Raw genomic sequence first — 21601 nt, 5'->3', positions numbered from 1 at the left:
TATATTTTCCAATAAAAACACTATGGAGGGAATCAAGTGAAACGTTGGATGTGTACACTTGCTGCCATTACGGTAATGGCTTCGCTGACAGGGTGTAATTTTTCGGTGCAGGCTGATGGTACTTCAAGAGAAGCCGGATCGCTTAAGAAGCTGGGGAAAGACGAGAAAGCAACGATTAAAGTGATGTATTATGACAAGAATTCCTTTTATCAACAGTACGGTAATCTTTTCATGGCCAAAAATCCGAATATTGACGTAGAGGTTATCTCGAATCAAGGCATTTATGGATCTGGTCAAGATCCTCAGGAAGCACTTGATAAACTCATCGATGAAGAAAAACCGGATATTCTCCTTGTTAACGGTACCGACCAGCTTGAAAAGTTTGTACAAAAAGGACGTCTCTATGCACTGGACGATATCATTAAACAGGATAAGTTTGATGTGGAGAATATTCTTCCAGCTACACTGGAAACGATTAAACTCAAAGGCGAAGGCAAGTTATACGGACTTTCACCGGACTTCGACAGTCAGGCTCTTTACTATAATAAGGATCTCTTCGAGCAGTATGGCATAGAACTTCCGAAAAATAAGATGAGCTGGGAAGATGTCATGAACCTCGCCAAACGATTCCCGACCGACGGTCAAGGGGATCAGCGAATTTATGGATTTTCCGCTTATTCTTACATGCGCGAAGGAGTCGCCTATCAATATATGAGCAGCATCGGCACGACGCTGGGTCTGGATTACATCAATCCTGAGCAAATGAAGCTGACGATCCAGACAGATGCCTGGAAGAAAGCTCTCCAGCTTACCGTCGACTCTCTGAAATCAGGTGCGTTGTACATGCCCAAAAATCAAAACACCGATTCTAATGCGCCGCGCATGTACGAGGATTATCTCAAAGAAAATCTGTTCGCTATGGGCAAGGTTGCAATGACGATTGACGGCAACTATATGATGCAAAATCTGCAAGAGGCTAAAGACCGCCTGAAAGATGTGAAGTCTGTCAATTGGGATATCGTCACGGTTCCCGTTGATCCACAAAATCCGGACTTTTCTAACACGGTTTCCGTATCCAATGTATTCGGTATCAATGCCCAATCACCGAATACGCGTGCAGCTTGGGAATTCATTAAATATATCAACAGCGATGAATTCGCTAGAGTCATGTCCAAATCTTCAAACAGCCTGCTGACTCGCACCACATACTCCAAAGAGAAAGACGGCCATAATCTGGAGCCATTTTACCTCCTGAAACCTAATCCTGACAAGAGCTATAAAGGTTACGAGAAAATTCCAGTTGGCTTCTACCAAACATTCAGCACGCTTGCCAATCAAGAAATTCAAGCCGTCATCGATGGGAAGAAATCAGTTGATGAGGCACTTAAGACGATTCAAGATAAAGGACAAGAACAATTACTGCAAGCCAAACAAGCGGATGATGCCCAGAAAGAGACTCAGTCCAAGCAGAAATAAAACTGAACAAAGATATCCGCGATTTTGGTTTGCTTATGCTGTCAAACCAAACAATTTATTGATTAATTCAACTGCAGTGAGGGCAAACGAATGATTGTATTCGACCTGCCCTTTCCTCCTCTGACCCCGTCCGTCCATCATCTCTACTAAATCACGATAACTTAGATTATATTTCAAATACCATCTTACTGTTAGCAAAATTATCTCTGATTCATACTGCTTCCACTTAAACAAATCTAATTCCTTTTCCAGCAATAATCCCTACATTTTTCACGCTTCTCATTTGTTCCAATTTTTTCCATCTCCATTGATTCTTGCCCATTCTAAAATTACAGGTTATTGTAGAATTGGGTCGTTTTTTGTCAAAGAAGGGGGATGCAAATGATCAAATGGATCACAAGTAGCATTCGCAAAAAGCTTATAGTCAGTTTCACGAGCGTCATCTTGCTGCCGTTGATCTTGTCTATTTATTTGTCATATCAAAATTTTGCCCGTGAGCTTGAGCGTAGCTATATTACGGACAATACTGTGATTTTAAACCAGTTGAACAACAGAATGAACGATTATTTCAAACAATTAGAAAATATTGGATTCACATTTTATTCGGATTTGCTTTTTTCTCAGGAGTACCAACTGGCTAACAATGAATTTATTCAGCACAATTTGAAATTGAAAAAGCTAATGAGCATTTACCTTGGAAGCAAGGAAACAAATTCGGTGTTATTTTACACGCCTTCGACGCAAGAAGTATATGTCATCAACAAAGCATTGAATACCTCTTTTTCGAACGCCGCATTCATTGAAGATAAAGTATGGTTCAAGAATGCCCTTCAATCCAAGGGAGATTTGGAGTTGGAGCCTTCTCACCGGCTGCAAGGGTACCCGGCTGACTATCGGATCAATGCGAATGCGAATGTGTTTTCATTAAGCCGAACGATTACTGGATACACCACGGAAATAGGCGTTTTGACGATTAATTACGAGATGGATCAGCTTCGAAAAATTAGCGGCGAAGGAATTATGAATCCCGACGAAGAGGTCACGCTACTCAACAGCCAAGGAGAGCTGATTTACAGCTCCAACCCTGATTTTACGAAGTCCGATGACGATCTTTTGTCACGGATTCAAAGCTATCCTCAGGCCAGTGGCGCCTTCGAATACAAGGAAGCGGGCAGCCGTTCAACCAAACTGCTCGTATACACCAAGTCTGATCAAAATGGAAACATCCTATGCAAATTTATCCCGCTGCAAATCATACTGGCGCAAGCCGAAAAAACAAGGACGATTAATTTACTGCTCGGGCTTATGATTATTGTTATCATTATCGCCACGACGATGTACATTTCCTTCAGACTGACGAAGCCTCTGTTAAAGCTGAAGCGCTTTATGGTCAGAACGGGAGAGGGCAATTTTCAAATTCATATTCCTGTGACGCAGACCGATGAAATCGGACAAATTTCTAATGCCTACAACAAAATGATTCAACAGATTGATACGCTTATCACTGAAAGATACAGAATGAAGCTGGCTAATCAGGAGTCGCAATGGAGGGCGCTGCAAGCCCAGATTAATCCCCACTTTATGTACAATACGCTTCAGACGATTGGCAGTGTCGCTCTTGATGAGGGGATTGACGAAGTGGAAAAAATGACGCACGCTTTATCCGACATGCTGCGCTATAGCATTAAAGCCGGGGGGAAAACGACCATTCAGGACGAAATTCGGAATGTGCAGGATTATTTATACATACAAAAGTGCAGATTCGAGGAAAGGCTCGAATATCAAATCGAGGTTCCAGAAACGATCGGGCATCTGCAAGTTCCCAAGCTTCTGCTCCAGCCGTTGGTTGAGAACGCTATCATGCATGGGACTGAGCCAATGAAGTATACAGGGAAAATATCCATTCAATGCGAATTGGAACAAGGCTACTTGCAAATTCGCATTCGCGACAACGGACTCGGTATCGAGCCGGTCCGTCTTAAGGAAATTCAAAACAATCTGGCTTCGCCCGATGTCATTGAAAATGATGAACGTGACAGCATCGGAATTGTCAACGTTATGCAAAGGCTGCGGTTGATGTTTGGCGGCCAATGCCGAATGATAATTGACAGCCGCCCGTACGAAGGAACGAAAGTTGAAATCTGGATACCGATTTAAAAATGGAGCGCAGCGAAAGGATGTCGGCTATGCATAAGGCGATACTTGCAGATGATGAGAGAAGGATTCGAAATGCGATTCGCAAACTCGGCGATTGGGAGGAAATAGGCATTCAAATCGTCAAGGAGGTTCAGGATGGAGACGAGCTGTGGGAATCCGTAGCGAGCGATGCGCCCGATCTGGTCATAACCGATATGAGAATGCCCGGTCTGAGCGGTGCCAATCTGATCAAAAGGCTGAGCGAAGCGTACCCGGGCATGAAGCTCATTGTGATGAGCGGTTATGACGATTTTGAATATATGAAGCAGGCCATTGCCTCCAAGGTGATTGATTATTTGCTGAAGCCGGTTCATAAAGACGCGCTCAATGAAGCGTTAAGAGCCACCGTCAAAGAAATAGCCTCAAGGAACGACAACCGACAAGCCAGCCTCGATGTGCAGAGGAAGCTGAACGAAAGTTTGCCTTTACTGAATGAGAACATATTGAACCAATTCCTGAACGGCTCCAAAGGGAATGAAGAAGAGTTCATCCGCTGTTTGGACATTTCAAATCTGCCCAGCAAGGAACTCGGTTTTACAACGGTAGTGCTGGCGATCGAAAATTATAAGGACGTAGCAGACCGGAAATTCAGGTCCGATCCTTATTTACTGCTGTTTGCGATTGTGAACATGGCCGACGAAGTTTTGAAGGGCTGGGGGAAATCTTTCCGCAGCAGGCAGGACGATAATGAAATCATTATGATCTTTTACAAATCAACGGCTCATGATGAACTGCTGCAGTTGCTTGAAGACGTGAACGATAAACTGAGGCAGTTCTTGCACGTTTTCGTTTTAATTGGTGTCGGCTCTTCTTACCCGAGTCCCATCGATTTGAAGCATTCACTGAATGAAGCGAGAGCGGCGCTCTCCCAGTTAAATACCAAGGAACAGTCATTCCGAATCTCTGTTTACGATAAAATGAAGCTGCATGCGCGGGCTCCCCGGATACCTGCCGGCATCAACGATAAACAACTTGGCGCCGCCCTCGATACCGGTAATGTCGGTTTGATCAAGCAAACCGTGGAACAGGCTTACAGAGAGCTCTCGCTATCGGATTACATGAGCATCAGCGACATTCGTAAGCTGAATGCCGACTTGCTGTTTCAGATCGAAAGATTGGTCGATGCGATTGAAGACAAGTCGGGTTTTATTAGCGAGCTGACCGCTTTGCGCCATAAGATCGGAAATGAGTTGAATTTGCATTTTGTGCAATCGAGCATCCTTCAATTTATCGAATCGCTCTCAAGGTACGAGGTAACGCAAAGGAAAGAACGAAGAGTCATTTATGTCATTCGCGATTATTTGGATCAGAATTATACCCGGAAGCATTCCTTGAAAGAGCTGTCCGATACTTTCTTTCTGAGCAAAGAGTATATATCTAGAATATTCAAGGAAGAATTTGGTATGAACCTGTTTGAGCATATCGCTGCGTTGAAAATTGAAAAAGCCGGGCTGATGTTAATTTCCGGCGACCGGAAAATCCGCGAGATCGTTGATGAACTCGGGTTCAACGATGAAAGTCATTTCAGCAAGGCGTTCAAAAAACATACCGGGCTGTCGCCTCGCGCTTATCGCGATCAATGGAAGTGAAGGCATTACCGATCGGGAACCTGCCCTGCCTTTTTTGTTTAATTTCATACAAGTTGAGTCCAATCGCGTACATGTAATTTCGGTGAAAACAGCTCTATTATAATAGTAAGGGATGCGCAGACCCCAGCAACAACTTTTAAGTTTAACTTCCTATTGGACATTCGGAGAGGGGTTTCACTATGAAAAAGAGCTTTACCATGTTGAGTATGTTCACAGCTGCAGTGCTTTTGCTTTCTGCTTGCGGCGCATCCACAACGAAAGAGCCTTCCGGCAAAACTGCAGGGGCTGCCGAAACAGGCAAGAAGCAGGATGCCAAATCCCAAGTCAAACTGAAATTTCTGACTCAAGTCGTCGACTATCCCAAGTATCAGGATCAAATTAACGAGGCTCTTCATAAAACGTACCCGAATATTACCGTAGAGTTCGAACATGTTTTTGACAACTACGATTCTGTTCTGAAGACCAAAATAGCGACCAAGGATGCGCCTGATTTGTTCAATTATGCAGGCTATCTGGCGATGAAGCCTTTCGTGGATGCGGATCAGCTGCTCGACTTGTCCAATGACAAAATCGAGGATTTGATTTTGCCAGGCTTCCGGGATGGCGGTAAGTACAACGGTAAAACTTATGCGATTTCGACGCAGGTGCTCGGATACGGATTAATTTACAACAAAGAGGCTTTTAAAGATGCCGGAATCAGCGCGCCTCCACAGACGTTGTCCGAGTTGAAAGAAGATGTGGACAAGCTGAAAAAGGTCGGCATTACCCCGTTTGCTTCAGGCTTTAAGGATGTTTGGCTGAGTTATCACATGTTCTGGGCTATGCAAGGGGCGACTTTGGACAACTTCCAGCAATTTTACGACGATATGAATGCAGGCAAGACGACGACGAAAACGGATAAATTGGTCAAGGCGTTCGAATTGCTCGATATTTACAACGCGAATGACGGAGAGAATCCTCTATCTAGCGATTTTTCCAATATGAGTCATCTGGTCGGGACGAAAAAGGCGGCGATGGCGTTACAAGGCGTTTGGTCCTACGATGAGATGACCAAGCTGGATCCGAAAGTTCAACTGGGTCTTGCGCCCATACCGGTTTCCGATGATCCCAAGGATGCGACTATGCTCGCTGATGGCGACGGTTTTATTTTCATCTCCAAGGACAGCAAGCATCCCGAAGAAGCGAAAAATTTCCTGAGGTGGATGGTATCCAAAGAAGGTGCTGAAGCAACGGTAGGCAGCATCCTCAAGCAGCAGTCCACATCTGTTGCCAATCCGCACAGCGATCTGAACGCGCTTAGCGCCGATGTGGCGAAGTACATTGCCGACGGCAAAAAAACCCGGGGATTCGTCATCAATTTCTGGCCAAGCGGTCTGGCGGATATTATCGGCAAAGAAGTCCAGGATTATATCGTGAAACGAAAAACGAAGGATCAATTGTTTGAAAATCTGGATGCTTCCTGGAAGAAGCTTTCCAAAAAATAAACAGCGTAAAGAAGCTCGGGCTGCATTCGTATGTTTTGGCGGCGGATGCAGCCCGTTCTAAAGCCGCTTATTTCAAGGGAGAGAAACATATGAACAGTCGCCTGTACGCGGAAAGAAAACAGACCGGATCATTACTGTTGTTCATCGGCCCCTTTCTGATCGTATTTGCGGTATTTTTCCTGTACCCGTTGGCCAGAGGGGTAGTATTATCTTTCACCGATTGGAACGGAATCGAACGGACCGCTGCTTTTAACGGGATTCAAAACTACGTAGAGCTTTTTACCGACGATAACCGCTTTCTTCACTCGTTATGGATAACGTTTATTTTCACCGCTTGCACTGTCGTCATTTCAAACTTTGTGTCACTGCTCCTCGCCGTGGTGATCGAAAGCGGAACCAAGTTCAAAAATACGCTGCGCACCTTGTTTTTCCTGCCTTATATTTTTAGTCTTGTTGTCGTAGGTTTTACATGGAAAATTATGTATATCGAAATTGTTCCCGATATTGCAAAACTCAGCAAGCTGCTTCAATTCTTGAACCTGGATTACATCGGGAATCCCTACCTTGCGCTATATTCGGTCATCATTATGAATATCTGGTTCGGTATCGGTTACTATTTGATTATTTATTTAGCGGGAATTCAGACTATCGACAGCAGTGTTATGGAAGCCGCTTCGATTGACGGAGCAGTGGGGTGGAGGAGGTTCTCCTCGATAACGGTGCCATTGTTAATGCCATCCATCTCGATCTGCGTCTTTACGAGCATTACCGGCTCGCTGAAAATTTTTGACGCCATCTTCGTATTAACTGGCGGCGGACCCGGTTATTCGACGGAGTCGATTGCCTTAAACATTTATTATGAAGCGTTCGGAACAGCCAATCGCTTCGGTTATGGAATGGCCAAGTCGGTCGTTCTGGGAGCTGTTATTTTGATTATTTCCTACTTTCAGCTGAAGTTTTTTTCATCCAGGGAGGTTGAAGCTTAAGTGCATAAGACCCGACACAATCGTCTTCTGGAAGCTTTTCTGTTTATCGTGCTGCTTCTATATCTGTTTCCTGTGTATTTGATCGCATTGAATTCGTTGAAACCGTTTCGGGAAATATTCGAATCATTTCTGGCGTTTCCCCAGACGCTGTATCTCGACAACTATGCGAAGGCATGGGCTTCGACAAATTTCGCGGCTGCTTTTCAAAATAACTTGATCATCACGGCCGTGTCCGTTATCGGTGTTATCCTAATTGCGGCTTTGGCCGGGTATAAGCTGTCACGGGACAAAAGCAGGCTAAGTTGGTTTTTTTATCTATTGTTCACATTCCCATTTCTGATCCCATTTTATACGTATATGATTCCTCTGGTGCAGCTTTCCAAAACTTTGCACATCACCAACAACCCTTTAGGGCTTTCCTTGATCTACATGTCAACGGGAAGTTTCGCGGTGTTCTTGTTTCACGCATTTGTAAAAAGCATTCCGCGTGAGATTGACGAATCGGCATATATGGACGGGTGCTCGCAGTTAGGCTTGTTTTTCAAAATTATTTTTCCGCTGCTCAAGCCGGCTGTAAGCAGCGTGGCGATTCTCTACTCGCTCTGGACGTGGAACGATTTTCTGCTCCCTTTCCTCGTGCTGACGGATAAAGAGTCTGCTACGCTAACGATCAACGTATACAAGTTGTTCGGTAAATTCGGAAGCGATTGGGATATTATTACGGCCAGTCTCATTCTGACCTCTCTGCCGATCGTTCTGCTTTATATCGCGTTACAAAAATATATTATTAGTGGTATTGCGGCGGGAGCCGTGAAAGGATGACGAGGAAGGGAGGGAATACCGCGATGTGGAGTCCTGACTACTTTTTGGAAAAGCTTTATTCAGTTACGGCAGGGAGCGGTTTTGATGCCTCAACCGGATCAGAATCGGTCTTTGCCGGGCAGCAGGCACTTAGAAAAAGAGTGATGGCTTCATTGGGGGCGTTCCCTGAATGCCGGGCGTCCCTCCAATCGGAATTGCTGGAGGTCGCAGAGCATGGGGGTCTGATCATCGAGAAGCTTGCTTACTCGACATACGAAGGGATGAGGGTACCGGCCTATGCCCTTTATCCGAAGGATCGAAAGAACAAGCTCCCGGCGGTGCTCGCTTGCCATGGGCACGGGATCGGCCAGCGCTCGGCACTGGGCATGAATCCTGACGGCACTTTTGCGGCCGATCCGGGCATCCATAATCGATTTGCCGTGGAGCTTGCTCAAAGAGGGATGTTCGTGCTCGTACCGGAAATTATCGGATTTGGTGATAGAAGGCTCAGGGCTAGCGTCGAATCGGATTCGTCGGCTAAAGATTACAGCTGCGCGCCCATTGCGATGCAGCTCCTGATGTGCGGGATGACGATCGCAGGGTTTCGCGCGTACGAGGCTGTACGAGGGCTTGACTACTTGTCCTCCCGCGGAGAGGTCGATCATGAACGGATAGGAACGTTTGGATTTTCCGGAGGAGGCCTGATCGCTTCCTTGACTGCTGCGGTGGATGAACGTATTCGCGCAACTGTGTTGTGCGGGTATGCGAATACTTACAAAGGCAGCATTTTGCATAGGCTCCATTGCGTGGATAATTATATTCCAGGTATTCTTTTGCACGCAGAGCAGCCGGAAATTATCGGCTTAATTGCTCCCAGACCTTTGTTCGTAGAATCCGGCGAGCAGGACGAAGTATTTCCGATCGAATCGGCGAAGGAGGCTATCCGTCGTCTTACCGGCATCTACCGCAGCTTCGGTGCGGAGCACCAGCTGGATTTCGATTTGTTCTCCGGTGGTCATGAAATATCGGGGAGAGAGTCCTTCGATTGGCTAAAGAGCAGGCTTTCTTCTTAACGGGCCTGGCAGGAAAGGAGATTTTCACATGATCGTGGCAGCGGATGGCACCGGAGATTTCACCCGCATCCAAGATGCTATAGACCGTATTCCGGCAAACAATCAAGAAGAAGCGATTATTTATATAAAAAAAGGCATTTATAGAGAAAAGTTGAATATAGAGATACCCAATATTAGCCTGTTTGGAGAAAGCGCTCAAGAGACCATCATTACTTTCGATGATTATGCCAAAAAAACGTACGGCAATGGAGAGCTTTATCACACTTTTAATTCCTATACTGTATTTATTGGGGCAAACCGTTTTACTGCGGACAATCTTACCTTTGAGAATAGCGCAGGAAAAGGGGAAGTGGTCGGTCAAGCTGTTGCTGCATATGTCGACGGAGACAGAGTGGTATTCAGAAACTGCAGATTTTTGGGCAATCAGGATACATTATTCACAGGACCTCTTCCAGAAGTTCCTTTGGACAGGTCTACTTTTGGCGGACCGAGAGAAGGAGCCCCTAGGCTTTACGGGCGTCATTACTATGATCGCTGCTATATTGAAGGCGACATCGATTTTATTTTCGGCTCTGCAACTGCGGTATTCAATGATTGTGAAATCTTTTCCAAAAAACGGGATTCCCATGCGGATACCCATGGGTGGATTACAGCAGCATCTACACCAGAAGGCGCAAAGTATGGTTATGTATTTTTGAATTGCAAATTAATCGGCGATGCCCCGCCTCAAAGCGTTTATTTGGGCAGGCCATGGAGAATATACGCGAAGACGGCCTTTATTCATTGTTGGATGGGAGCGCATATTCAAGCGGAAGGCTGGAACAATTGGAACAAGCCGGAGAGCGAGCAAACCTCCTTTTATTGCGAATATAACAACTCCGGGCCGGGATATGCAAAGGACAAGCGCGTCAGCTGGGCGGCAATATTGACGGATGAACAGGCTGCCAACTTTACCGTATCTTCGGTTCTGGCAGGGCAAGACGGTTGGAATCCCGTAGGCAAATGAGGAGGTAACACTTTTGAGCACATTATGGTCTGTCGCTATGTCCGAATCTTTCATGCGTCAATATCCGCTTGTGTCGGACATGCCGTTCCAAAAGCAAAGATGCTGGAACTATGAGAATGGATGCATCCTGACTGCCTTTGAAAGCGTATGGCGTAGAACGGGAGACGAGCGCTATATCCGCTATATTCAGGAGAACATGGATTTGTTCGTTCAGGAAGACGGCAGCATCAGTACGTATTCGCTGAATGAATACAATGTGGATATGATTAATCAAGGGAAGGCGCTATTTGTTCTGCACGAACTTACAGGCAGGGAGAAATACCGCAAGGCGATCGAACGGTTAGTGACCCAATTGAAGGGGCATCCCCGCACAAGCGAGGGAGGACTGTGGCATAAAAAGATTTATCCGTTCCAGATGTGGCTTGATGGCGTGTATATGACGGCTCCGTTCCTAGCTCAATACGCGCAAAAGTTTCATGAATCCGAGTGGTATGACGATATCTCGAACGAAATTTTGCTAATGGAGCGTGTCTCCCGTAATCCGAGGGCAGGTTTGCTGTATCACGGTTGGGACGAAAGCAGAGAGGAACGCTGGGCCGATCCCGAAACCGGGTGCTCCCGGCACTTTTGGGGACGCGCAATAGGATGGTATATGATGGCTATTGCGGATGTTCTTGATTATTTGCCGGAGAATCATTCGAAGCGAGGCCAGATCATAGGGATATTTTACAGGTTGTCCAAAGCCATTGCTCGGTTTCAGGACAGCGATAGCGGACTTTGGTTTCAAGTGATGGATCAAGGCGGCCGTCCCGGCAACTATTTGGAAGCCTCCGCTTCTGCCATGTTCGTATATGCGTTGGCTAAAGGGGCAAACAAAGGATATCTGGACGGCTGGGCGCTGGAGGCAGCCAGGATAGGCCATCAAGGATTATTGAACCGCTATATAGAGAAGGACGAGGAAGGCTCGCTTCACTTGAATGGTATTTGCAGCGTTGCTGGGCTGGGGAATTCCCCTTACCGTGACGGATCTTTCGAATATTACATCAGCGAGCCGGTCCGGCGCGATGATCCGAAAGGCGCTGCTCCGTTTATTATGGCATGCCTGGAAATCGAAGAGGCGGGCCGATAAGCAGGCACATACTTTTTTAGTAAACGGAGTTATGGAGTAGTATTAAGTTATTAAAGGTGGTGATTGAGAAATGAAAAATCGTACAACGACTGGAAAGATATTTGCATTTATGGGTATATTCATATTTGCATTAGGTTTTGCTTTTAATCGTGATTTAGGCATTATCGATACACTTGAGCCTTACTCTTCATTATCTATTCCTTTGATTGCCATAGGTATAATATCACTTATTTCTTCAAATTTTTTCAAGAAAAAAAAGTAAAGATTTACAACTCTTGAGCTGATATGAACGAGGCGGTCAATACCTCTTTTAATAATTAAATGTGTTTTATTTTTGTTGAAAAAAATACACTTCTAACCATTCACGGCTTAACATGAGGATTCTCCTTACAGTGGCCGCGGTAACCGAAGAACCAGCCTGTTGATTCAACAAAACAGGCTGGTTCTTCGGTTTTTTAAGTTGTACAGGTTAATATTCATCAACCATTTCGCTTTGTTTAATTTCTTGAAAACCAGTGTCGACCCATGTAGAGGCAGGGGCATTTTTAGAAGCTGCGAGTAATTGATTAATTATTTCCTCTCCCCATAGATGTTCATTCTCAGAAATCACGGAGTTTATTTGACCATTTAATAAGGCTTCTTTGACATCAGGAGTCATACCGAATGTTATGGCATAACGCTTTAATCCTTGGGATTTCCAAACGAGGATTGCATTCGAACTGGAAACAATATCCAAAGGCACAAGTGCGTCAAAATGAGGATGCTCATTGATCATTGATTCCAGGTCAGCAATTGCTTTTTCGTTATCCCCATCATGATATCTCATTTCGAGAACTTGTATTTCCGTGTTTTTTTTTAGATATTGCAGTAAACCCTCAAGTCGGTGGATGATTTGAGGTGATTTGGATAAGCTCCCCTCAATCATGATCATTCCTCTACCTTTAAGATTTCTTTCAATAATTTGTCCCATGAGAGCACCTTCTTTCAGCGGATCACTTCCTATGAAGGTATATCGTTTACTGTCAGGAACATCGGAATCGAAACAAATAACGGGAATACCAGATTGTACGGCTTTATTAATTAAAGGTGCCAGAGCAACCGGATCGATTGGATCAATGGCAATTCCATTTACCTTCTGTGTAATCAGGGTTTCCATCATTCTCATTTGCTGTTCCAGATTAATTTCATCAGGTGCTTTGACAATTAATTGAATGGAATAAGGTTTGCTTGCTTTTTCTATGGAATCGGTAATCATCTCATAGAAAGGGTGTGTCATCGGATAAATGATACCAAAAATGAGTTGATCGGAATGTTTTGTGTTGGACATCGTTGATTTTGGCGTGCTTGACGTAGATAAAGATAATTCCGGTGTGGATGGCATTGATCCCTTACATCCAGAAAATATTAGCAACATCATACAGCCGATCGTCAGCCATTTAATCATCCTCATGAAGAGAATCCCCCTTCAGGATATCGAGTGCTTCATCGGCAGTCCCATTTTTTCTGAATTCTTTTGGTGTCAATCCTGTTAATCGTTTGAACAAATTTGAAAAATAATGGGGGTCATTATAGCCAACTAAAAAAGCGATTTCATAAGATTTTGCTGATGTACTCTTAAGCAGATCCATCGCTTTTCGAATACGGACTTGTGTTAAATATTCAATAAAGGTTTGGCTTGTTTCCTGACTGAATACTCGGCTCAAGTAGTTTGGACTCAAATTTACATACTCGGCTGAATCTTGTAAAGAGAAGTTATCTTTTTCAAAATTCAATTGGATGTATTCTTTAACTTTTGCAATCATATCGCTATATTTATCGTAAATACGAGAACGCCACGTCCAAAACTGTTCAATTAAATGGATTAAATAGGAACAGGTTTCCTCCCAAGTACGGATTTTACCTATCATTTGCTGGAATTGTTGAAGCGCCTTTTCAGGCTCTGTAAGGTGGCGATACATATCTTTATTCGAACGAAAAGCTTCGATGGTCACATCATTTAAAATGTAGAAACCGATTGAAGATGTATGCCAATTGATATCGACTAACGCAGCGGCATAATCTGCGACAAATGAACTTAATTTGTTGTGTGACCCAATTTTCAAAAAATCCATAAAAGCACCGCGATCTAAAAAAAGAGTGGGATCTAAGGTGGCTGTCTTCATCTCACTTAGCACATTCCGATTTTGACGGGATAACCTTCTCCAATGAACATCTTCCATGGCATCAAGAAAGGATATATGTACTTTTTGAAGACGATCTTGTACACTACCAATGCCAATAGAGACAGGGAGTGAATGGGCTTCTTCTGAGATTGCTTTTTGCAAATCCTGAAATAGTTGTAATTCGAGCTTTAAATTCTCTAAGGTATCGCCTTTAATAATCCAAACACTTTCAGAGCGGCTGCGCTGAAACATCAACTGTTTGTAGTTCTCCTTTAGTATTTTGCATTTGTCCAAAAGTAAGCGCTCATTGTCATGCATAACATTCATCTCTTCATGCTTGTCTGCTTCTGCTTCACGTAAATCTAGTACGGTAACTATGTAATAATGAGCTATAATGTTCAATTGAATGGAGGCACTATGATGCATCACTTCTGAAGTGGTCATGAAACCACTACATAGATCATTCAAGAGCTTGTCTTGTGAAATTGTATTACTTTCATGTTCTTTCGCTTTAAGTAGTTGGAGTTGCATTTTTATTTCTCGTTCTTTGTCAATTTCAGCGCTGACTTTATGGAGCACCTTCAGGAGCTCAGCAGGACTAATTGGTTTTAAGCAGTATTCTTGCACACCAATTTGCATAGCTGATCTCGCATACTCAAACTCGGCATGGCCGCTAATAATAATAATCTTCATATCCGGAAACTGTTTGCTCATAATGCTGCTCAGCTCAAGACCGTTCATGAAAGGCATTAAAATATCCGTAATTAAGATGTCCGGCTGGACTCTTTCAATAATAGGAAGTGCGACCTCTCCATCTGAAGCATCGCCACTGTAAATAAACCCTTCCTTTTCCCAATCAATACTATCACGAATGATTTCCCTAATTAATATTTCATCATCGACAAGCAGTATTTTTTTCACGCAACATCATCCCCAATCACACGGTATTCGAATGCTAACAATGGTTCCTTCACTTTCAATGCTGTCTATTTGTACGCCGTAAGATTCTCCATAATATAAGCAAATCCGCCGATGAACATTGTGCAATCCGAACCCTCCGGATACTTCATTCCCAGTTTCCTTGGGCGTATGTGGTTCCATTAAATCTTTGCGCAGCTGCCCAAGCCGATCTTCAGAAATGCCCTTACCATTATCCTCTATCACAATAAGAAAATTATCTTCATCCTCAATCCTTGCAGTAATTCGAATTAATCCTTTGCCACGCTTGTTTTTAAGCCCATGATAAAGGGCATTTTCAACAATCGGTTGTAATGTCATTTTGAGGATAAGTAAGGAATATAAGCTTGAATCTATGGCAATTTCATAATCTAAAATATCGCGATATCGCATCTGTTGAATGGTTAAATAGCTCTGAAGATGCTCAATTTCTTTCTCAAATGTGATCGAATCCTTTCCTTTGCTTAAGCTAATACGAAACAGTTTGGATAAAGCCATGACCATCTGGACGACTTGATCTTTTTTTTCAGATTGCGCCAGCCATAGAATGGAATCCAATGTATTGTATAAAAAATGCGGGTTAATTTGTGCCTGTAAAGCTCTGAGCTCCGATTTTTTGATTTCTTGCTGTTCATTAATACTCTGGTCAAGCAACATCCGAATTTTCCCGAGCATAATATTGAAGCTGTTTCCCAAATCTGAAATTTCATCCGTACCAGCCAGGACAACTTTAGCTTCAAGAAAGCCAGATGCAGCGAGTTGCATTTTATTTTTGAGTATTCGAACCGGTCGAGTCAAGCGATTAGTGACAAAGAAATGCAAGGTTATAGCAAAAATGATGCTGAGCATAACGCTAATGATGATGAGCTGACGAATGGAATTGGCTTCCTCAACGATTTCTTGCAGTGGTACCACACCAACGATATTCCAACCCGTGGACATGGAAGGGGATGTCACAATAAATTCTGGTTTACCTTCAGAAGAATCAACATATTCTTTGTTTTTGTTTTCGATAATAGACGAAATCGTTTTATTCTGAGTCCACTTCGTATTGTGAGCGGCTTTAGATGGTAAGAAAATGGAATTTCCTTTGTTGTCTGCGACATAGAAAAAGCCGCTTTGTCCTATAATGACGTTGTCACAAAACTGTTTCACGATACTGTCATCAACATCGATAATAATGAATCCGATGACTTCGTGGGTAACCCGCTGTTTAACTGTGGAAACAATCGAGATAATATTATGATTTTTGTATAGGAATCCGTCCAATGGATCTAATGAAGCTGAATCATCTGGCGGTATATTCAAAACAGCCTCAGGATTCTGAATCAGATATTCAAAATGCGGATTACGCAATGCGTTTTTATTAAGTTGAAACACACCCTTCCTCTCACTTATCCCCCGGCCATACAGATTAATCATCGTTATGTTCAGCACACTATCATATTGATATGTCTGTCTATAAGAGGACATGGTTTGTAAAATTTCTCGTGCATCTAAATTCGAATCTGTTTGTGAAAATAAAAAGTGCAAAACATTTGGGTTTTTCTCGAGTTCGAGGAGTTTCTTTGTATCTGTGAATACATTATCCATGTCTGTCGCGAGTTGTGTAGCAAGCATCATCGTCGCGGCTTTGCTGTTATTAAATACGGTATTGTAAGATTTATTATATGAAATGAGACCAACAACAATTAATGGAAGACATGTGAGTATAACAAACATTGTTAAAAGTTTGGCTCGAAGGCTAGAAGTTATTTTCCGATATAAGCCCATAGTAAGATAACCTTTCATTGGTTCCGATTTGTCAAATTCTTAGTATAAATTATGAATCAATTGTTTTGAAAACGCAATCATGAAACAAAAAACTACACTTTTGGCATAGAAAATTTAAGTTTTAAATCGGGTTGATCAAAAAATGAATAATAATTTATAAGAAGTGTCAATGAAACTCCGTATACCCTCCCACAATTCGTATCCTATAATTTAGCTACACCGAAACAAACAGGTGAATAAGGGAGGAAAAATAAATGAAAAAGTCTCTAGGGGTAGTTTTAGTAGCTTCAGCAATGATGATGTTCACAGCAGCGTGTGGTAATTCAGGAGATAGTAAGACAGCGAGCAGCACTAGTGCGGCAGCGACTGTAAGCCCAAGCACAGCAGCAGCAGCTACAGCTAAAGCTGACAAGAAAATCACAATGGGTTTTGCTCAAGTAGGTGCTGAGAGTGGATGGCGTTCAGCGAATACGAAATCCGTTCAAGATTCTGCTAAAGAAGCTGGAATTGAATTGAAATTCTCCGATGCACAACAAAAACAAGAAAATCAAATTAAATCTATTCGAACATATATTCAACAAAAAGTTGATGTGATCGCGTTCTCACCGGTTGTTGAATCCGGTTGGGACACAGTATTGAAAGAAGCAAAAGATGCTGGCATTCCTGTTATCTTAACAGATAGAGCTGTAGATTCGAAGGATACTTCGCTTTACAAAACATTCATTGGTTCGGATTTCGTGGAAGAAGGCCGTAGCGCAGGAAAATGGTTGGTTGACAAATATAAAGATGCGAAAGAAACAGTTAATATCGTAGAGCTTCAAGGAACTACAGGATCTGCTCCTGCAAATGATCGTAAAGCTGGATTTGGTGAAATTATTAAATCAAATCCAAACCTTAAAATCATTGCTTCACAAACGGGTGATTTTACACGTGCCAAAGGTAAAGAGGTTATGCAGGCATTCTTGAAAGCTAATAAGAACATTAATGTTCTCTACGCACATAACGATGATATGGCACTTGGCGCAATTCAAGCGATTGAAGAAGCAGGTCTTAAACCAGGTAAAGATATCATCATTATCTCAGTTGATGGTGTGAAAGACGGCTTCGTAGCGGCAAGCGAAGGGAAAATTAACTTCATCGTAGAATGTAACCCACTCCTTGGTGGGCAACTGATGCAAGCAGCTAAAGATGTACTGAGCGGTAAAGAACTTCCGAAACGAATTGTTACAAAAGAAGGCGTATTTACTTCCGAAGATGCGAAACGTGAATTGCCGAACCGTCAGTACTAAGAGATTGTCTACAACCTATTTAGCATAAATAAAAGGGCAGAACTGCTCCATCTTGTTTGCATGGAGCAGCTCTCGTTCATATAGGAGAGGAGTGGCATGATGAAACAAGGTGGTCCGGTATTGCAGATGACCGGAATTCATAAGCAGTTTCCCGGTGTTAAGGCGTTAACGAATGTTAATTTCAGATTGTTCCCTGGCGAAGTTCATGCATTGATGGGTGAAAATGGGGCGGGGAAATCTACTCTAATTAAAGTACTTACAGGTGTTCACTCCATCGATCAAGGTGTCGTTGAGATGGATAATCAGCCAGTTCGAATTCTTAGCCCGCTTGATGCGCAAAATGCAGGTATTAGTACGGTTTACCAAGAGGTTAACCTCTGTTCAAACTTGTCCGTAGCTGAAAATATTTATATTGGACGTGAACCACGTCGTTTCGGTCGCATTTTATGGAAAAAAATGAATGAAGATGCTGCACAATTACTGAAGAAGAGAATGAATCTTGAAATCGACGTTACGCAACCTTTGCATGTGTATTCTGTAGCTGTTCAACAGCTTGTAGCGATTGCCAGAGCTTTAAGTATTTCGGCCAAAGTGTTAATTCTAGACGAACCAACCTCCAGTTTAGATAGGGGCGAGGTTGTACAATTATTTGCTGTCATGACCAGATTGAAAAATGAAGGGCTTGCGATTCTATTTGTCACTCATTTCTTGGATCAGGTTTACGACATTTCAGATCGAATAACCATACTCCGAAATGGAGAATTTATTGGGGAATATTTAGCTGCAGAGCTTCCTCGTATAGAGCTGGTTTCCAAGATGATTGGGAAAGACCTTGAGCTGCTAGAAGAGTTGCCTAAAGGTGATGCAACTGCTCAAGTTCATAATGAAGTTTTAATCCAAGCAACTGATTTTGGGAAGAAAGGTTCCATTGAGCCTGTTGATCTCACGATTCATAAAGGAGAAATTGTGGGTTTAGCGGGCTTATTAGGTTCTGGAAGAACTGAATTAGCTAGATTATTTTTTGCTGCAGATAAGGCCGATTCTGGTGAAATGACAATTGCTGGTTCAAGTGATGCGATTCATTCACCAAGACAAGCGATTGATCAAGGCATCGCATTTTGTTCCGAAAATCGTAAATTGGAAGGTATTATCGATGATTTAACTGTTCGAGAAAATATCATTTTAGCCCTTCAGGCGTCACAAGGGTGGTTTAAAACCATCTCAAGAAAACGTCAAGACGAAATGGCAGATGAATATATTCGCGCATTAAACATTAATCCACCTAACCCAGAACATCTAATTAAGAACTTAAGCGGCGGGAATCAACAAAAGGTATTGCTAGCTCGCTGGTTGCTCACGGATCCTAGTTTATTGATTTTAGATGAACCGACTCGAGGAATTGATATTGGCGCCAAAGCTGAAATTCAGAAATTAGTGTTATCTTTAGCGCAAAAAGGGATGTCAGTTCTATTTATTTCATCTGAACTCGAGGAAGTTTTACGTGTCAGTCATAAAATCGTCGTGCTGCGAGATCGTCACAAGGTGAAAGAGATGGTTGGCGATGAGATCAGTCAGAAAAATGTCATGAAGGCAATTGCGGGAGGTTGATAGACATGGTGAAGCATCATTTGTTTTGGCCACTAATTTTTTTAGGCGCATTATTAGTATTTAACTTTATCTACTCTCCTGACTTCTTTGCGATAAAAATGAGGGACGGTCATCTTTACGGCAGTCTAATTGATATCTTAAACTTTGGATCTCCGCTAATGATTGTATCCATTGGTATGACCTTAGTAATCGCTGCTACGAAAGGGGTGGATCTTTCCGTAGGTTCAGTCGTTGCTATTTCCGGAGCCATAGCGTGCCTTATGATTAGTAACGGGGATGGCAGCTTAGTGAATGTCATTATTTCAGTAGGGACAGCGTTGTTAATTTCCCTTGTTCTAGGTGTGTGGAATGGTTTCCTTGTTGCCAATATTGGCATGCAGCCGATTATCGCGACGCTAATCTTAATGGTTTCTGGTCGCGGTGTGTCTCAGTTAATTACGAGTGGACAAATTATTACCATTTCTAACCCGCACTATAAGTTCATTGGCGCAGGTTCCTTACTGACTCTTCCTTTCTCCATATTCATCGTGGCTATCGTATTCCTCATTGCATATCTCTTAACTAGAAAAACTGCACTCGGTTTATTCATTGAATCCGTTGGTTGTAAACCAACGGCAAGTAAGCTTGCTGGCGTGAAATCGAAAACAGTTATGTTCTTCGTATACATGTTCTGCAGCTTATGCGCCGCAATCGCGGGTCTGATTCTAAGCTCGAATGTATCAAGCGCGGATGGAAATAATGCTGGTTTATGGTACGAACTAGATGCGATCCTAGCTGTAGTTATTGGCGGAACAGCACTAACAGGCGGACGCTTTTACCTAGCAGGAACATTAGTTGGAGCGTTGATCATTCAGACGCTGACTACGACGATTTATATGATTGGTGTACCGCCAGAAATAACACTGGTTGTGAAAGCTTTCGTAGTTCTAATTGTTTGTTTAATTCAATCGGAGTCTTTCCGGAAATCAATTGCCTTCCGCTGGAAAAAGCGCCATTATCCTGCGGAGAGGGAGGTCAAACAGCATGCTTAAGAAACAGCATATTCCCATTCTAGTGACCATTGGATTATTCATTCTCATGTTCGCTATCGGTTCTTTTCGTTATACAGGATTCTTTTCCTTACAAGTGCTGATGAATCTACTGATCGATAATGCTTTTTTATTAATAACTGCCGTTGGAATGACATTTGTTATCGTATCTGGAGGCATTGATTTATCGGTCGGCTCAGTCATTGCTTTAACCACGATGATCTCAGCTAGTTTAGTCCAAGCCGGTTGGCCGCCTGCCCTTGTCATACCAATGGTATTGTTAATAGGAGCTTTATTTGGTTGGGGAATGGGGGCCATCATTCATTATTTCAAGATTGAACCCTTCATCGTGACACTATCAGGGATGTTCCTTGCAAGGGGATTGTGTTACATCATTAGCATTAATACAATTACGATCGATAATGCCTTCTATACAAGTGTGGCTCAAACGAAGATAAGATTACCAGGTGGTAACTTTGCTTCCATTAGTGTTATTATTGCCATATTGGTTGTGTTTCTAGGCTTTTATATTGCACATTACACGCGTTTTGGCAGAAATACGTATGCATTAGGTGGAAGTGAGCAATCTTCCTTATTGATGGGATTACCCGTCGGACGTACCAAAATGTTAATTTATGCTTTCAGTGGTTTCTGCTCTGCTCTAGCGGGTGTGGTCTTTACCTTCTACATGCTTTCCGGCTATGGCTTGCACGCAATGGGGATGGAATTGGATGCGATCGCAGCGGTTGTCATTGGTGGCACACTTCTCACAGGAGGCGTTGGATACATTGTAGGAACTTTCTTCGGTGTTATGATTCAAGGTGTCATTCAAACGATTATTAGCTTTGAAGGAACTTTAAGTTCCTGGTGGACGAAGATTGTGATTGGCGTTTTATTGTTTATGTTTATTATCTTACAACGTTTACTTAGTCAACGAAGCTGGGCGCAACGTAGATAAAAGTTGAGGGAAGGGCATTAATTGACAAGTTTTGTCGAGTAATGCTCTTTTTTTGTTCGTTTTAACCTGATATCTATGTAAATGCA

At 42.9% G+C, this 21601-nt stretch carries 17 protein-coding genes and 1 pseudogene; 14 read left to right on the top strand and 4 right to left on the bottom strand.

Translation table 11 applies throughout. The features are described from left to right. Positions 1–36: 36 nt before the first annotated feature. Positions 37–1476: an ABC transporter substrate-binding protein gene (locus HQN90_RS12610; RefSeq protein WP_338042308.1), complete on the top strand. Its 1440-nt coding sequence runs from the start codon at positions 37–39 to the stop codon at positions 1474–1476. 123 nt (positions 1477–1599) lie between these two features. Here the strand turns inward: HQN90_RS12610 and HQN90_RS12605 are convergent. Beyond that, positions 1600–1728, bottom strand: a pseudogene (locus tag HQN90_RS12605) (IS6 family transposase); the annotation flags it as partial. Between the two features lie 129 nt (positions 1729–1857). On the opposite strand from HQN90_RS12605, the gene HQN90_RS12600 reads away from it, so the two are divergent. The 9 genes from HQN90_RS12600 (at position 1858) to HQN90_RS12560 (ending at position 12002) form a co-directional block, all read left to right on the top strand. Further along, positions 1858–3633: a cache domain-containing sensor histidine kinase gene (locus HQN90_RS12600; RefSeq protein ID WP_173218681.1), complete on the top strand. Its 1776-nt coding sequence runs from the start codon at positions 1858–1860 to the stop codon at positions 3631–3633. Between the two features lie 29 nt (positions 3634–3662). Further along, positions 3663–5261 (top strand): response regulator, encoded by a 1599-nt coding sequence (locus HQN90_RS12595; RefSeq protein WP_173218679.1) that lies wholly within the window; start codon positions 3663–3665, stop codon positions 5259–5261. Between the two features lie 179 nt (positions 5262–5440). Next, positions 5441–6745, top strand: a complete 1305-nt coding sequence (locus tag HQN90_RS12590) for an ABC transporter substrate-binding protein (RefSeq protein ID WP_173218665.1) — start codon at positions 5441–5443, stop codon at positions 6743–6745. Positions 6746–6834: 89 nt separating this feature from the next. Beyond that, the gene (locus tag HQN90_RS12585) at positions 6835–7731 is read left to right on the top strand and encodes a carbohydrate ABC transporter permease (RefSeq protein WP_173218663.1); all 897 of its coding nucleotides are present in this window, start codon (positions 6835–6837) and stop codon (positions 7729–7731) included. Next, positions 7732–8553 carry an ABC transporter permease subunit gene (locus HQN90_RS12580; RefSeq protein ID WP_173218661.1) on the top strand — a complete coding sequence of 274 codons (822 nt, stop codon included), beginning with the start codon at positions 7732–7734 and terminating at the stop codon, positions 8551–8553. Further along, the gene (locus HQN90_RS12575; protein WP_246362248.1) at positions 8550–9605 is read left to right on the top strand and encodes an alpha/beta hydrolase family protein; all 1056 of its coding nucleotides are present in this window, start codon (positions 8550–8552) and stop codon (positions 9603–9605) included. The genes HQN90_RS12580 and HQN90_RS12575 overlap by 4 nt, the downstream gene beginning before the upstream one ends. A 28-nt stretch (positions 9606–9633) precedes the next feature. Next, entirely contained in the window at positions 9634–10611 is a 978-nt protein-coding gene (locus tag HQN90_RS12570) for a pectinesterase family protein (protein ID WP_173218659.1), read from the top strand. A 13-nt stretch (positions 10612–10624) separates the two neighbouring features. Continuing rightward, the gene (locus HQN90_RS12565) at positions 10625–11740 is read left to right on the top strand and encodes a glycoside hydrolase family 88/105 protein (protein WP_173218657.1); all 1116 of its coding nucleotides are present in this window, start codon (positions 10625–10627) and stop codon (positions 11738–11740) included. Positions 11741–11810: 70 nt separating this feature from the next. Continuing rightward, the gene (locus tag HQN90_RS12560) at positions 11811–12002 is read left to right on the top strand and encodes a hypothetical protein (protein ID WP_173218655.1); all 192 of its coding nucleotides are present in this window, start codon (positions 11811–11813) and stop codon (positions 12000–12002) included. Between the two features lie 207 nt (positions 12003–12209). Here the strand turns inward: HQN90_RS12560 and HQN90_RS12555 are convergent, their stop codons facing one another. The 3 genes from HQN90_RS12555 to HQN90_RS12545 are packed head-to-tail and all read right to left on the bottom strand — an operon-like array spanning position 12210 to position 16482. Next, entirely contained in the window at positions 12210–13190 is a 981-nt protein-coding gene (locus tag HQN90_RS12555; protein ID WP_173218653.1) for a sugar ABC transporter substrate-binding protein, read from the bottom strand. Further along, complete coding sequence (locus HQN90_RS12550) at positions 13177–14823, bottom strand: response regulator (protein ID WP_173218650.1); 1647 nt, start codon at positions 14821–14823, stop codon at positions 13177–13179. The genes HQN90_RS12555 and HQN90_RS12550 overlap by 14 nt, the downstream gene beginning before the upstream one ends. Before the next feature lie 6 nt (positions 14824–14829). After that, positions 14830–16482, bottom strand: a complete 1653-nt coding sequence (locus HQN90_RS12545; protein ID WP_246362247.1) for a cache domain-containing sensor histidine kinase — start codon at positions 16480–16482, stop codon at positions 14830–14832. Between the two features lie 404 nt (positions 16483–16886). Between HQN90_RS12545 and HQN90_RS12540 the strand changes: the two genes are divergently transcribed. The 4 genes from HQN90_RS12540 (at position 16887) to yjfF (ending at position 21515) form a co-directional block, all read left to right on the top strand. After that, the gene (locus tag HQN90_RS12540; protein WP_173218647.1) at positions 16887–17921 is read left to right on the top strand and encodes an ABC transporter substrate-binding protein; all 1035 of its coding nucleotides are present in this window, start codon (positions 16887–16889) and stop codon (positions 17919–17921) included. Positions 17922–18017: 96 nt separating this feature from the next. Continuing rightward, positions 18018–19529, top strand: a complete 1512-nt coding sequence (locus HQN90_RS12535) for a sugar ABC transporter ATP-binding protein (protein WP_338042307.1) — start codon at positions 18018–18020, stop codon at positions 19527–19529. Between the two features lie 5 nt (positions 19530–19534). Continuing rightward, complete coding sequence (locus HQN90_RS12530; protein WP_173218646.1) at positions 19535–20560, top strand: ABC transporter permease; 1026 nt, start codon at positions 19535–19537, stop codon at positions 20558–20560. Further along, a complete protein-coding gene (yjfF, locus tag HQN90_RS12525) occupies positions 20553–21515 on the top strand; it encodes a galactofuranose ABC transporter, permease protein YjfF (protein WP_173218645.1) in 963 nt (320 codons plus the stop codon). Before HQN90_RS12530 ends, yjfF begins: the two co-directional genes overlap by 8 nt. Positions 21516–21601 lie beyond the last annotated feature (86 nt).

Origin of the sequence: Paenibacillus alba (assembly GCF_013204855.1) — a bacterium.
Lineage (GTDB): Bacteria > Bacillota > Bacilli > Paenibacillales > NBRC-103111 > Paenibacillus_E > Paenibacillus_E alba.
The sequence above is the reverse complement of the archived record's forward strand: the minus strand, read 5'-3'. Positions and strand labels throughout refer to the sequence as shown.